13 protein-coding genes are annotated in these 14003 nt (G+C 64.5%); 7 read left to right on the top strand and 6 right to left on the bottom strand.

Annotated elements, in window-relative coordinates; genetic code table 11:
- The first annotated feature begins 152 nt into the window (after positions 1 to 152).
- The 4 genes from pal to ftsH all read left to right on the top strand — a co-directional run bounded on the left by pal (position 153) and on the right by ftsH (position 5240).
- On the top strand, positions 153 to 641 hold the full coding sequence (gene pal / locus IVA74_RS11415) for a peptidoglycan-associated lipoprotein Pal (RefSeq protein ID WP_247319754.1): 489 nt from the start codon (positions 153 to 155) through the stop codon (positions 639 to 641).
- A 187-nt stretch (positions 642 to 828) separates the two neighbouring features.
- Positions 829 to 1875 (top strand): tol-pal system protein YbgF, encoded by a 1047-nt coding sequence (gene ybgF, locus IVA74_RS11420; RefSeq protein ID WP_247343035.1) that lies wholly within the window; start codon positions 829 to 831, stop codon positions 1873 to 1875.
- Between the two features lie 76 nt (positions 1876 to 1951).
- Positions 1952 to 3037 (top strand): tRNA lysidine(34) synthetase TilS, encoded by a 1086-nt coding sequence (gene tilS / locus IVA74_RS11425; RefSeq protein ID WP_247343039.1) that lies wholly within the window; start codon positions 1952 to 1954, stop codon positions 3035 to 3037.
- A gap of 280 nt (positions 3038 to 3317) precedes the next feature.
- Positions 3318 to 5240: an ATP-dependent zinc metalloprotease FtsH gene (ftsH, locus tag IVA74_RS11430; RefSeq protein WP_247343042.1), complete on the top strand. Its 1923-nt coding sequence runs from the start codon at positions 3318 to 3320 to the stop codon at positions 5238 to 5240.
- 334 nt (positions 5241 to 5574) lie between these two features.
- On the opposite strand, the gene IVA74_RS11435 is transcribed toward ftsH, so the two are convergent.
- Together IVA74_RS11435 and IVA74_RS11440 are read right to left on the bottom strand one after the other, a co-directional pair.
- On the bottom strand, positions 5575 to 6681 hold the full coding sequence (locus IVA74_RS11435; protein ID WP_247343044.1) for an acyltransferase: 1107 nt from the start codon (positions 6679 to 6681) through the stop codon (positions 5575 to 5577).
- A gap of 322 nt (positions 6682 to 7003) precedes the next feature.
- On the bottom strand, positions 7004 to 8494 hold the full coding sequence (locus IVA74_RS11440; protein WP_247343047.1) for a hypothetical protein: 1491 nt from the start codon (positions 8492 to 8494) through the stop codon (positions 7004 to 7006).
- A 382-nt stretch (positions 8495 to 8876) separates the two neighbouring features.
- Between IVA74_RS11440 and IVA74_RS11445 the strand changes: the two genes are divergently transcribed.
- Positions 8877 to 9041 (top strand): Flp family type IVb pilin, encoded by a 165-nt coding sequence (locus IVA74_RS11445; RefSeq protein WP_247343049.1) that lies wholly within the window; start codon positions 8877 to 8879, stop codon positions 9039 to 9041.
- A 233-nt stretch (positions 9042 to 9274) separates the two neighbouring features.
- Here the strand turns inward: IVA74_RS11445 and IVA74_RS11450 are convergent, their stop codons facing one another.
- Together IVA74_RS11450 and IVA74_RS11455 are read right to left on the bottom strand one after the other, a co-directional pair.
- Positions 9275 to 10258: a phosphatase PAP2 family protein gene (locus IVA74_RS11450; RefSeq protein ID WP_247343052.1), complete on the bottom strand. Its 984-nt coding sequence runs from the start codon at positions 10256 to 10258 to the stop codon at positions 9275 to 9277.
- On the bottom strand, positions 10213 to 10530 hold the full coding sequence (locus IVA74_RS11455; protein WP_247343055.1) for a hypothetical protein: 318 nt from the start codon (positions 10528 to 10530) through the stop codon (positions 10213 to 10215). The genes IVA74_RS11450 and IVA74_RS11455 overlap by 46 nt, the downstream gene beginning before the upstream one ends.
- Between IVA74_RS11455 and IVA74_RS11460 the strand changes: the two genes are divergently transcribed.
- A complete protein-coding gene (locus tag IVA74_RS11460; RefSeq protein ID WP_247343058.1) occupies positions 10529 to 11209 on the top strand; it encodes a TetR family transcriptional regulator in 681 nt (226 codons plus the stop codon). The genes IVA74_RS11455 and IVA74_RS11460 overlap by 2 nt on opposite strands.
- A 151-nt stretch (positions 11210 to 11360) precedes the next feature.
- On the opposite strand, the gene pyk is transcribed toward IVA74_RS11460, so the two are convergent.
- Positions 11361 to 12797, bottom strand: a complete 1437-nt coding sequence (pyk, locus tag IVA74_RS11465; protein ID WP_247343062.1) for a pyruvate kinase — start codon at positions 12795 to 12797, stop codon at positions 11361 to 11363.
- Positions 12794 to 13387 (bottom strand): DUF1036 domain-containing protein, encoded by a 594-nt coding sequence (locus IVA74_RS11470; protein ID WP_247343064.1) that lies wholly within the window; start codon positions 13385 to 13387, stop codon positions 12794 to 12796. Before IVA74_RS11470 ends, pyk begins: the two co-directional genes overlap by 4 nt.
- A gap of 179 nt (positions 13388 to 13566) precedes the next feature.
- Between IVA74_RS11470 and IVA74_RS11475 the strand changes: the two genes are divergently transcribed.
- The gene (locus tag IVA74_RS11475) at positions 13567 to 13869 is read left to right on the top strand and encodes a DUF1244 domain-containing protein (protein WP_247343067.1); all 303 of its coding nucleotides are present in this window, start codon (positions 13567 to 13569) and stop codon (positions 13867 to 13869) included.
- Positions 13870 to 14003 lie beyond the last annotated feature (134 nt).

Consider the following 14003-nt stretch of genomic DNA (forward strand, 5'->3'; position numbering starts at 1 on the left):
TACAACCCATTAACCATGACGTTTGCTTTTCGCTGGTTGGGGGCATTTGACCGGCTGTGGCAAGGTTCCATCAAGGTTGACGGAACGTTCGCTTAACCAACCCCCTGTAGACCGGACAGCAGTGGACGAAACGTGAGCGTGGAGGCTCCGGAATGAAACATCCTATGCGTATCCTCCAGGGATTGAAGCTGGTCGCGGTGCTCGCCGTCGCGTTGTCGATGGGCGCCTGCGCCAACAAGAACTCTGCAACTGATGCGATGGCCAACGCGGCGACGCCGGGCAGCCAGCAAGACTTCGTCGTCAACGTCGGCGACCGCGTGTTCTTCGAAAGCGACCAGACCGATCTGACCCCGCAGGCGATCGTGACCCTGGAGAAGCAGGCGCAGTGGCTGCAGAGCTATCCGCGCTACAGCTTCACCGTCGAAGGTCATGCCGACGAACGCGGCACCCGCGAATACAACATCGCGCTCGGTGCCCGCCGCGCCCAGTCGGTGCGCTCGTTCCTCGCCTCGCGCGGCATCGATCCGAACCGCATGCGCACGATCTCCTACGGCAAGGAGCGGCCGGTCGCCGTCTGTAACGACATCTCGTGCTGGTCGCAGAACCGCCGCGCCGTCACCGTGCTGAACGCGAGCTCCTGACTATCAGTCAGGCGCCGTTCATCTTCAGAAACCGATTATGCCGGCGCCCTCTCGGGCGCCGGCTTCGTTTCAGCGATCTGTGACCGAAACCCGTTTGTTCCAGCCACAGTTTTGGCGTACTCCCCTTCAATGTGTGGCGCGTCGAGTGTTCGGTCGCAGGCCATTTCGCTTTCGTCGTCAGGGCAAGATGTCATCCAGATTTAAGGTCTTTACCGGCACCGTGGCGATCGCCGCGCTGCTCTCTTTGTGCTCGCCCGCCCTCGCGCAGTCGGACGATGCAGATCCCGAGATGCGGATCGAGCGGCTGGAGAACCAGCTGCGCCAGCTCACCGGCCAGAACGAAGAGTTGCAATATCGCAACCGCCAGCTTGAGGACCGGCTGCGGGCGCTCGAGGGCGCCGCGCAAGGTGCGCCCGGCCATGCACCGGTCCAGCCCAATGTCGCGGCCATGCCGCCCGCGCAGGCCGCGCCGGCCTATCGCCAGCAGCAGCCGCAACAGCAGCCGGCCCAGCCGAATTACGAGCAGCCGCAGATTGCCTCTCCCGCGCCGATCGTTCAGGAGCAGCCTGCGCCCGGCGCGCCGGGCACGCGCCGCCGCGGCGATGCCTTCGACCCCAACCAGAGCCCGAATGCGCCGGGTGCGCCGCGCGCGCTCGGCGGCGGGCAGCAGCCGATGCCGGCAGGCGCGCCTGGCGGTCGTGGTGCAGGCGAACCGCTCGATCTTGCCAACACCGGCCCTCGTTATCAGCAGCAAGCCGCGCCCCCGGCGGCGCAGCCCGGCTATCCGCCGGCCCAGCAAGGGAATGCCGCGCCATCAGGCGGCGTTGGACTCACGACCCTGCCGCCTTCGGCAACGCCGCGCGACGAGTTCGACCTCGGCATCGGCTACATGCAGCGCAAGGACTATGCGCTTGCCGAGCAGACCATGAAGAACTTCTCGCAGAAATATCCGAGCGACCCGCTGCTCGGCGACGCGCAATATTGGCTCGGCGAGAGCTATTTCCAGCGCCAGCAATATCGCGACTCCGCGGAAGCCTTTCTCGCCGTCACCACCAAATACGACAAGTCCGCCAAGGCGCCGGATGCGCTGCTGCGGCTCGGCCAGTCGCTGGCCGCGCTGAAGGAGAAGGAGGCTGCCTGCGCCGCCTTCGGCGAGATCGGCCGCAAATATCCGCGCGCCTCCGCCGGCGTCAAAGCCACGGTGGACCGCGAGCAGAAGCGGGTGAAGTGCTGAGGCGCGGCGATCGATCCTGACAAGACGGATGGTGCTGCGCTAAACAGTCGGTCCATCCGCGGACGGTTGCAGCGCCATGTCAGACGACGACAATTCTCCGATCTCGGCGCCCGAGGCGAAGCGGTTCTTCGCCGACCTGAAAAGCGCGCCCGCGCTGGTGCTCGCGGTCTCCGGCGGGCCCGACTCGGTCGCGCTGATGTGGCTTGCGGCGCGCTGGCAGCGCAGCCTTGCGCGCGGCCCACGTCTCACCGCCGTCACCATCGACCACGGCTTGCGTCCCGAAGCGGCGCGCGAGGCGCGTGACGTCAAGCGGCTGGCCGCCGGGCTTGGCTTGTCGCACCGCACCCTGCGCTGGCGCGGCGCAAAGCCGAAAACGGGACTGCCGGCCGCTGCGCGCGAAGCCCGCTACCGCCTGCTTGCGCAGGCCGCGCGTGCCGTCGGTGCGAGCCATGTGCTGACCGCCCACACCCGCGACGACCAGGCCGAGACGCTGTTGATGCGTCTTGTCCGCGGCAGCGGACTTGCGGGGCTGTCGGCGATGGCCCGCCTCACGGTACGCGATGGCGTCGTCCTTGCGCGCCCGCTGCTCGATGTCCCGAAGTCGCAGCTGATCGCGACCTTGAAGCGGGCAAAGATCGGCTTTGCCGACGATCCCACCAACCGCGACACCGACTTCACCCGGCCGCGGCTGCGCGCGCTGCTGCCGCAGCTTGCCGTCGAGGGCGGCGATGCCCGCACTCTGGTTCGGCTTGCAGGCAGGCTGGCGCGGGCCAATGCGGCGGTCGAGGTGATGGTCGACGGTGCCGAGCGCTTCCTTCAACTCCGGGCGCGCGGCGATGCGCCGCAGGCGGTCGGTCGAAGCTTCGAAGCATCGCGCTTTGCCCTCCTGCCGGAGGAGGTCCGGCTGCGACTACTGCTGCGGGCGGTCAATGCCTTCGGTCATGAAGGGCCGGCGGAACTCGGCAAGGTCGAAACCCTGATGGCCGCGCTCGATCAGGCCATCGCTGCAGGGGGTGTGGCTGCAGGGCGTATGGCGGCAGGGCGCGCGGCTGCAAATGGCCGGCCGGTGCTGAAGCAGACCCTTGCGGGAGCCTTGATCAGCCTTGCCGGGGGGCGTATCCACATCGCGCCGGCGCCGGCCCGGCGGCGCAAAGGGAGTTAAGCCGCGGCCCATGACACCGGGCGTTTCGGCAGCGCGGCGTCAGGTCACCTTAACCAGGCGGGAAAAACCCCTGTCCGGCCGCCATTATTTCAGCGGGAATCGCTCTAAGATGGGATAAATAGTCCCATCTCGTTCCCTTGGCAGCGACCGGGGCGGCACCTAAATTGTATGCATCAAACGAAGAGGATTCCTTGGGGATTTCCTCGCACTGCCCAAATAGCTACCCCAAGATACCGCCCAAGGATCAGGCCGCGATCCGCGCGACCACGAAGGAAGATCGATGAACGCCAATCTGCGCAATTTCGCCCTCTGGGTCATCATTGTCTTGCTGCTGTTGGCGTTGTTCACGCTCTTCCAAAATCCGGGTCAGCGCGCCTCCTCGCAGGACATCGCCTTCTCCCAGCTCTTGAGCGAGGTTGACCGCGGCAATGTGCGCGACGTCGTGATCCAGGGGCCGGACATTCACGGCACCTTCACCAACGGCTCGAGCTTCCAGACCTATGCGCCGAGCGATCCGACGCTGGTGAAGCGCCTCTATGACAGCAAGGTGCAGATCACCGCGAAGCCGCCCGGTGACAACGTGCCGTGGTTCGTCTCGTTGCTGGTCTCCTGGTTGCCCTTCATTGCGCTGATCGGCGTGTGGATCTTCCTGTCGCGGCAGATGCAGGGCGGCGCCGGCAAGGCGATGGGCTTCGGCAAGTCGCGCGCAAAAATGCTGACTGAAGCGCATGGCCGCGTCACCTTCGAGGACGTCGCCGGCGTCGACGAAGCCAAGCAGGACCTGCAGGAGATCGTCGAATTCCTGCGCGACCCCGGCAAATTCCAGCGCCTCGGCGGCCGCATTCCGCGCGGCGTGCTGCTGGTCGGCCCTCCCGGCACCGGCAAGACCCTGATCGCACGTGCGGTCGCGGGCGAAGCCAACGTGCCGTTCTTCACCATTTCGGGTTCTGACTTCGTCGAGATGTTCGTCGGCGTCGGCGCAAGCCGCGTCCGCGATATGTTCGAGCAGGCGAAGAAGAACGCGCCCTGCATCATCTTCATCGACGAAATCGACGCCGTCGGTCGTCACCGTGGCGCCGGCCTCGGCGGCGGCAATGACGAGCGCGAGCAGACGCTGAACCAATTGCTGGTCGAGATGGACGGTTTCGAGGCGAACGAGGGCGTGATCCTGATCGCCGCAACCAACCGTCCCGACGTGCTCGATCCCGCGCTGCTGCGTCCCGGCCGCTTCGACCGTCAGGTCGTGGTGCCCAATCCCGACGTCGTCGGCCGCGAGCAGATCCTCAAGGTTCACGTCCGCAAGGTGCCCCTGGCGCCGGATATCAACCTCAAGACCATCGCGCGCGGCACCCCGGGTTTCTCCGGCGCCGACCTGATGAACCTCGTCAACGAAGCCGCGCTCACCGCAGCCCGCCGCAACAAGCGGATGGTGACGCAGTCCGAGTTCGAGGAAGCCAAGGACAAGGTGATGATGGGCGCCGAGCGCAAGTCGCTCGTCATGACCGAGGAAGAGAAGCTGCTGACGGCCTATCACGAAGGCGGCCACGCCATCGTCGGCCTCAACGTCGTCGCGACCGACCCGATCCACAAGGCGACCATCATTCCGCGCGGTCGTGCGCTGGGCATGGTCATGCAGCTGCCCGAGCGCGACAAGCTGTCGATGTCGCTGGAGCAGATGACCTCGCGCCTTGCCATCATGATGGGTGGCCGCGTCGCCGAAGAGCTGATCTTCGGCCGCGAGAAGGTGACTTCGGGTGCGTCGTCCGACATCGAGCAGGCGACGCGTCTGGCGCGCATGATGGTGACGCGCTGGGGCCTGTCCGAGGCGCTCGGCACCGTGTCCTATGGCGAGAACCAGGACGAGGTTTTCCTGGGCATGTCGGTGTCGCGCACCCAGAACGCATCGGAAGCGACGGTTCAGAAGATCGATAACGAGATCCGGCGTTTCGTCGAAGAGGGCTACAACGAAGCGACGCGTATTCTCACCGAGAAGCGCGCCGATCTCGAAGCTCTCGCCAAGGGCCTGCTCGAGTTCGAGACGCTCTCCGGCGATGAGATCATCGACCTGCTCAAGGGCAAAAAGCCGAACCGCGAATCCGTGCTCGAGCCGACCACGCCGCGCGCCTCCGCCGTGCCGCCTGCCGGCAAGCCCCGCCCGCGGCCCGATCCGGATCCCGGCCTGGAGCCGCAGCCGCAGGCATAAGCGCGAACGGCAGAATGAATTGAAAAACGCGGCGGCGACGCCGCGTTTTTTGTTCTGCGACGGCACGCTTGCGGGCGCTCGCAATGGCGATGTTGTCCAGCTGCGCTTGAAACTCAGCTCTCGTGTGCCTGCCGCAGCGCGTCCGGACACGAGAGGGACGCGTATCGTCACCACACTCCGTCATTGCGAGCGAGGGCGCCAAACATTGTCAGACTGCCTTGTCCTCGATCAGCAGCGGGCAATGCATGTATGCCCGGCCATGAGCGAAACAATTCGAGTTCTAGACTAGGCAGCGCTGTCAACCTGATGCGCTACCGCCGGGCGTGGCGGCCAATTAGACCGGCCGGGGTAACCTGCGCCAAAACCCAACAATTGAAATCCGCGAAAGAACCGCCGCCTCAAATCGTTCGAGCTGGTCTCTGAGCCGAAGTGCATGTTTCTCGACGAGGTGCCAGGAAGCGACTGCGACGCCAAAGGCAATCGGCAGGCTGATCAGGACGTTCAGATACCAGTACTGAACCGATGGGCCAACCGTTGCAACGCACTGCTGGATGACAAATCCGTAGAGATACATTCCGTAAGAGTAATCGCCGGACGACACGATCCAGCTTCGCCGCGGATTCATGAGTCCCAGATAACACGCGACATAGGCAGCGGGCACGACAAAAATCGCGTCGCCGCGTCCGCCGGCCATTCCGGCGGCGCAAAGCACAAGCGCAAACAGGCACGCCGCCCGGTTGAACGGTACCTTGTCGCGCCAGAGGTAGAAGCCAACACCTAAAAGGAAAGAGAACACAAGAAGGTGCGGGCGAAGGTGAATGAACAGTTCGTCCGAATGGTAGATATCGTAGCAGACGAGCCCGATCTGGGCGAACACCAGGAACCCGAGGTATAGCACCCTATTGAAGCAAATCGTGGTCGCGGCAAGAAGCGCTAGGATGGCGTAGCACCACAGCTCATACGGCACCGTCCAAAGCTGAGCATTCACCAGATCGGGGGCTGGATTGTGAAGAAATACGCCCGGGAGTTCAAAGTGCATGTCGCCGACGACGTTGAGAAAATAGACATGGAATCTCGAGTCCGCAAAGTATTGGGCCAAGGGTATCGCGGTGAATATCGGGCCGATGATGACGGCCGAGAGCGTCGTCTCGACCACGAGTGCGGGCGCAATGCGAAGCACGCGCAGGCCGATAAACGAAAGCAGGCTCTTGCACCTCAACAAGCTGGCCGTCACCAAAAACCCGCTCAAGGTGAAGAAGAGCGCAAGGATCATTGCGTTTACCGTGCGAAAATGGCCCACTATCTCCATCGCCCGACCGAGCCCAAGAGTGACGTTCGCGCTGTGCAGGCAGATAACGGCCGCCGCCAGCGCAATCCGCATGTAGTCGAAACCTGCGGGCCGATTGCGCGAAAGAGCCAGCTGATCAGCGAGGCTGAACATGATTGCGTTTCCCAGAGACACCTACGTCTCCCGAAACTATCGAATAGTGAACTAAGGCCGTGTAAACGGCGGACGTTGCAATTTCGGCGCGCCCAACGCGGGGCATCGCGCATTTCGCGCGGTACATTCCAGCCATCATCGGAAGCGCCGGTTAAGGTTATTTGTTTGATCAAACAATTCGTCGAATTTTGCCAGACGGTCAACTCCACGAGGCGACGGGCGCATGAATCGAAGCGCAGCGGTGTCAATTGGCTCGCAAGGCCGCTTCACGCTTGGAAGCTGACATCTCATTGTAATACGTACATGGCCTACCGTCCCGTCCTCACCTCGACGGCGTCGCCATTGCATCTTTCGCATCATCCCGCACGTGAATCACCGCGATATTGTCCGCATAGAGCCGCTTCCAGCCCTTGATGTGATCGAGCACTTGCGCTGCGGGCGAGTCCGCGGTCAGCAGGATGGCGTCGATCCGGTGGTCCTCGAGCAGCCGCGTCAGATTGTCGAGCTTCTTGAGCTCCACGGCCTTGAGGACATCCATGACGAAGGTTTCGCCGTAGAGCTCGGCGCGGCCGTCGATGAAGACCGGGATGTCGCGGGAGATCAGATAGCCGCCGAACTGGTTGGCGTTGAAGATGCGCTGGGCTTTTCGTTGCTCGAGCAGGTCAACGGCGGCAACCGGTGTCTGGTCCATCGTGAAGGTGAAGCGGTGATGCGACATGTAGAGCGACGTCGAGGTCCAGCCGGCGGCCACGATCATCAGCGCGGCCGTTGCGGTGACATAGCGGGAGGCCCAGCTCTCGCTGCCTTGCGTGCCAGGCCGCGGCAGCGCGGATCGTTCGCCGAGCGGCTTGGCCAGCACCAGCGGCACCAGGAAGGCAAAGGCCTCGATGCTCCTGGCATGGGTGAGCGCCATCCAGGTCAGGAGCAGGATCAGAACAATGCGCGGCGGCGAGAGCGTCAGGCCGCGATACAGCCCGATCGCGATCAGGCCGAACAGCGCGCCTTCGAATGCGTTGAAGGATGCGAAGCTCGCGGGCGACCATTCCGAGATGAGCGTCAGCAGCTCGCCGAGATTGAGGATGTTGGTCGCGCCGAGCAATGTACGCCAGCCGTAGGGGGTGACGCAGCTTGCAGCGAGTGCCGCAACGCCGAACAGGAACCAGCGCGACAGCAGCCTGACCTGCTTGCCGGAGTCCATGCCCCAGAGCGCCACGAAGGACATCGGGCCGATCAGCGCCAGGCCCAGCACGAAGCCGCCATGCAGGTTCGACCACAGCGACATCAGCGGCAGCCAGTACCATGACGGCACGTCCTTGCGGTCGGCCGCGGTCATCAATATGCCGACCCACGCGATCATTACGGGCAGCGCCAGCATGTGCGGCCGCGCCAGGATGTGATGTAGCGACACCACGACCGCGAACATCGCGAACAGGACCGCGCGCGGAATTTCCAGATGGGCCTCGAGCAGATCGACCAGGATTGCCGCCGACAATGCGACCGCAAGCGCGGTGAGGATCACCGGGCCGGCCCAGCCCCATTGCGCATAGGAGAGGGCGAACAGCACCTGCGACAGCCATGAGGTCGAAACCCAGGGCGTCCCCGGCCGGGTGAAGGAATAGAAATCCGTGTAGGGAAGCGCGTGGTGATCGAGGATCCATTGCCCGATCTTGATCTGCCAGAACGAGTCGGAATCCTGAAGCAGCGTGTCGCCGAAATATACGAAGAACAGATAGGTGCCCGCGCCGACGCACAGCGGCACCAGGGCCCGCGCACGACTCTGCGTCGCGATGCTGTTGGCAAAGGAAAGCGACATGCCGCCTCGTCGTCCTGTTGTTCTTGTCGAGTTGCGCGAGGAAATGAGGATGAACCGTCGCGCTTAAGGTTGTTGTTTCAGCATGATCCGGAAAACCGCTTCGCACTTTTCCGGATCATGCCCGGGCAGGCATTGGACCACGGTGGTCATAACTTCGGGTAAACCGGCGGTGCCAAGCCGGTTTCATGTCTCGATAATTTAACGGATTTTTTTGGATTTCGGTTTACCATCGGCGAATCCACGCAAACCGCTCGGTGTTTCCGCAGTCGAATTAACTGCGGCGCAATTTTTTGCCACTACGTTCGGTTCCATGGTCGGGCGGCGCTGGGAAGCCGAAAAGACCAGATCAGTTGTAGCCTCGTGTACCTTTTTTGGAGCAGTCATGAAGAACCTCGTTGCGCGTTTCCTGAACGATGAATCCGGCGCCACCGCTATTGAATACGGCCTGATCGCCGCCGGCATCGCGCTTGCGATCATCACCGTCGTCAACAACCTCGGCAGCACGCTGAACACCAAATTCACCTCGATCTCGACCAGCCTCAAGTAAGGCCGGACGTACCGGGAATCTTAGAGAGCCCCGTCCTCGACGGGGCTCTTTTCATTTGGACGATGATTTTCGTCTCTTGCAGTCCGTGCAGTTATAGGCTGGCAAGGCATCTGCCGCAGTTCGAAGAATGCAAAGACGGAAGCGTGTCCGCCGTCGAGAATATCGGATACTGAGGGTTGCTGGTGGCACGGCGCTACGCGCCTTTGCGAAATCCTGCCGCAATTTGCCGCCTGTCATTCCGCGAGGCTGGTCTGCCAGACCGGCGACGGAGCAGGCGCGACAGACGTTCGCGACGCCCGGCCGTGCCATTGCAGATAGAACTTCGCCGCCCAGATCGACGCTGCGGCGACCGCGATGCCGCCGGCGACGTCGATGATGTAATGCGCGCCGATCACCGGCGTCGCTGCGATCATCAGGAGATTGAGCGCGGCCGCGATGCCGCCGAGGCCACGCACCGGCCACAGCGCCCACATGTAGAGCACGGCCGACGCGGCGTGGAAGCTCGGAAACGAGACGATGCCGGAGAGGAAGAACAGCCGGAGTTCGTGCAGGCTGTCGTCGCGAAGTGCGAGGATGTCGCGCAACTGTCCGGCATAGACCACCGTGCTGATCTCGGGGAAATGCGCAGCGGACAGTTGCAGTCCCCAATAGGTACCGATCGCGGGCACGATGGCGGAGATCGCGATGGTGACCGCGAGCGCGAGGCTCATCGCCAGCATGAACAACTGCAGCCGCACATAGCGCGCCGTCAGCGCCAGCACGACGGGGACGCCGAGCAGCGGCAGTTTGATCAGCCCGTATCCGCGAGCGAGCACGTCCGCGAGCCAGGGATGGTCGTTGACGTATCGCGCGATCGGTTCGGGATCGAGGCCGAGCGCACGGTCGATCGCAAGCAGCGCCTGGTCCTGCAGCGGCCAGTTCAGCTTGCCCGCGACGTAGCTGAGCGGTCCGACGATGGCGCAGGTGAGAATGATCTGTCCGATCGTGCCGAGCGAAAACAGCAGCTTCGGGTCGGCAAGCTCGCCTTTGACGATGCGGTGGCCATAGGCCAGCGCGAGCAGGACCGCAGCGACCGCCAGCGTCACGCCGTAGGCGACAGGCTCGAGGCTCAGGCCAGTCAAGGGGAGGCCGAATGCCAGCAGGCTGCCCATGGCTACGATGGGAAGCCAGTTCAGGTGGAAGAGCTGCCAGGCGGTCCGGGCGTCCGTGTCGACCATGCTGCACCGAGGTGGGATCGCAGTACCGCAGCACAGTCGCGGAGCAGGTTTAAGATGGCGGTAACTTTCGTGGTTACCCCTTCGCCAAACCAGTTGGCGACGTTTTTAGCTGTTTTGAGGTTTTCGCTTTTTTCGCGCGATGCTTCATGCATTTGCACCTTGTCATGCAGTTTGAATAGTTGTTCAGTCCTTGCGGGGCGATTTGCGGCATCAGTGACGAAGCGTTCGGCCGCAGGGCGTGCGGCTGGCGTGTGGGACAGGAAGCGCGCCATGGTTTATCGGCGGACGCATCAAGTAGTGAAGCGCCTTGCGGCAAGGCGCAGTGCGATACTGGCGGCGGCGCGGGAGGCGGCGGCGGAAGGCGGGATGGCGGCGGTGCAGATTGCGCCGGTCGCGATTCGCGCCAGCGTCGCTGCGGGTACGGTCTACCGCTACTTCCCCTCCAAGGCCGAGCTGATCTCCGAATTGATCGCCGAGGTCTCGCGCGACGAGCTCGCGGCGATCCGCCGGGCGGCCGATGCCGCGCCGGGGCCGTCCTCGGCGCTGGCCGCGGCGGTGACCACCGTGGCGGTCCATACCCTGTCGCAGCGCAGGCTGGCCTGGGGCATCCTGGCCGAACCGGTGGATGTCGATGTCAGCGCCTCGCGCCTCGCCAGCCGGCGGGAGATTGCGGGCGAGATGGCCTCGCGGATCGACGCCGCCGTGCGTGCGGGCCACCTGCCGGCGCAGGATACAGGCCTCGCCGCTACTGCGCTGCTCGGCGCGCTGCACGAGGCTCTGGTCGGACCGCTCGCGCCGGATAATCTCGAAGATCCCGCCAGGATGCGCGATGCCGTGCAGACGGTGACGCTGCTGGCGCTGCGCGCGGTCGGCGTCATGGACGCCCGCGCCAGGGGTCTCGTGGTGCAGCAGACGCTGCTACCGACGGCGAAAGCGCTGGTTGGGGCGTAAAACGTCCGCCTGATCGCCGTGGGGACCTGATCGCGCTCAAGCCTTTGTCCCGGCACGTTTTTTCGCGGATCCCCAGCATATCCGCCGGACCGGCCGGCTTACTGTGCATGGGGTTGTTTTCGACTTTTTTGTTGGCCCTGTGCTGGCGGACCTAGATATCCGCTTCGCCCTCGGGGCCGACCGAGGCGATGCGCACCATGTTGGTGGTGCCGGGGATGCCGAGCGGCACGCCGGCGACGATGAGCACGCGCTGGCCGGCGCGGACGAAGCCGTCCCGAAACGCGATCTGGCCGGCGCGGTTCACCATGTCGTCCTGGTCGCGCGCGTCTTCCGCCACCACGCAATGCACGCCCCAGACCACGGCGAGCCGGCGTCCGGCGGAAATGTTGGGCGTGATCGCCACGATCGGCGGCTTCGGCCGCTCTCGCGCCACGCGCGAAGCAGTCGAGCCTGAGCTGGTCCAGCAGATCAGCGCCGGCAGGTCGAGCGTCTCGGCGATCTGCCGCGCGGCGTCCGCGATGGCATCGCCGGCGGTGGATTCCGGAGCGGGGCGCTGTGCGGTGATGACGGAGCGATAGATCGGGTCGCGCTCGACCTCCTCGCCGATGCGGTTCATGGTCGAGACGGCCTCGACCGGGAATTTGCCGGCCGCCGACTCCGCCGACAGCATGATGGCGTCCGCGCCTTCGTAGACGGCAGTGGCGACGTCGGAGACTTCAGCGCGGGTCGGCACCGGCGACTGGATCATTGATTCCAGCATCTGGGTCGCGATCACCACCGGCTTGCCGGCGCGCCGCGCCATGCGCGTCATCTGCTTCTGCAGGCCCGGCACGCGCTCCAGCGGCAGCTCGACACCGAGGTCGCCGCGCGCCACCATCAGCGCGTCGGAGGCGTCGATGATGTCGGCGAGGCGATCGATCGCCTGCGGCTTCTCGATCTTGGCCATCACCGCGGCGCGGCCGCGGATCATTTTCTTGGCCTCGATCACGTCGTCGGCGCGCTGCACGAAGGACAGCGCGATCCAGTCGACGCCGGTGACCAGCGCCGCCTCGAGGTCGGCGCGGTCCTTCGGCGTCATCGCCGAGACCGGCAGGTCGGTGTCGGGCAGGCTGACGCCCTTGCGGTCGGACATCCGGCCGCCGACCACGACGCGGGTCACCGCGTGCTCCTTCGAGGTCTCCTCGGCGATCAGCCGCACCTTGCCGTCGTCAAGCAGCAGCGAATGGCCCGGCCGCAGCGCGGCCAGAATCTCCGGATGCGGAAGCTGGACCCGGGTGGCGTCGCCCGGTGTCTTGTCGGAATCCAGCGTGAAGGCCTGGCCGTTCTGGAGCTGGACCGCGCCTTCGGCGAAGGCGCCGAGCCGAAGCTTCGGCCCCTGGAGGTCGACCAGGATGCCGATCGGCCGGCCATAGCTGCTCTCGACGTTGCGGATCGTCGCCACCAGCTCCCGCATCTTGTCATGCGGGGTGTGGCTCATGTTGATGCGGAAAAGGTCGGCGCCGGCCTCGAACAGGCGGCGGATCATCGCGAGGTCCGAAGACGCGGGTCCCAGGGTCGCGAGTATCTTGATACGGCGAAGACGCCTCATGGCTTATTTCCAGACGGGGGCGAGAGAGCTGGCGGGAGGCCAGGCGCGGCGGGGGGCGTACCACCGGGCGGCCCATTGGGCAAACCCGGAACCCCCGGGCCGACCGGCCCGGGCAGGCCGGGCACACGCTGCTGTTTTGACGGCTGCTCGTTGGTGTCGGTGAGCTGCACCGTCCAGGCGCGCTGCTCGCCGGTATCGACCTCGAAATAGCCGGTCCGGTCATAGCCGCGCGCGAGGCAATCGTCGGTGCCGCGGATGGTGAATTCCTTGTCGCGCGAGCACATGAAGGCTTGGCCCGACCATTCGCCGCCGCGGTCATAGTCGATGGCGTAGATGTAATAGAAACGGGCGACCAGCGTTCCCCGCAGCAGGGTCTCGCAGGAGCGGGACGAGATGTTCCACCAGCCTTCGGTGGTCCAGCCCTCGGCATCCTTGTAGCCCAGCGCGATGCCGACCCGGCTCGACGTGTTGTTGCAGAGCCGGAAATCGGCGGAAGCCGGGCTGGCGCAGAGGCACAGCAGGGCAACCACCAGCACCGGGACCAACCGGGCGAGCAGGTGAAGGGGGGAGCGGGGAGATTCGGCGATCATTGTCGCGGAAGCTATATCAGATCATTGACGATTTGGCGTAGGGCCCCGGGAACGGCCCGAAGCCAGCTTGGCGCCCGTTTGCGCCGCGATATGGCAAAATCTGTGACAGGGCCCATCTGATCTCGTAAGGGTGACCCCATCCGGGTCAGAGCCAATTCGCAAGCCGAGGGGATCCAGCCATGGCAATCGACGACAAAACCAGAACGGAGCTCGAGGCCGCCGCTTTCCGGCGCCTGGTCGATCATTTGAAGACGCGGACGGACGTCCAGAACATCGACTTGATGAACCTCGCGGGCTTCTGCCGCAACTGCCTGTCCAACTGGCTCAAGGACGCCGCCGACGCCCAAGGCGTCGCCTTGAGCAAGGACGAGAGCCGGGAAGCCGTCTACGGCATGCCCTACGAGACCTGGAAGTCGAAATACCAGGGCGGGGCCACGCCCGAGCAACTCGAGGCCATGAAGAAGGTTCATCCCGGGCACTGAACGGCCGCGTCCTCGGCCGGGCCGACACGTCGCGCCTGAGTCGCATCACACAACAGCTTTCTTCGATACGCCGCAGGAAGGTGTGGGCGCGCTGTGGACGAGCGCGATGCTGCCTTGAACGCGAGAGGTACGGA

It is taken from the genome of Bradyrhizobium sp. 132, assembly GCF_023074185.1.
GTDB lineage: Bacteria > Pseudomonadota > Alphaproteobacteria > Rhizobiales > Xanthobacteraceae > Bradyrhizobium.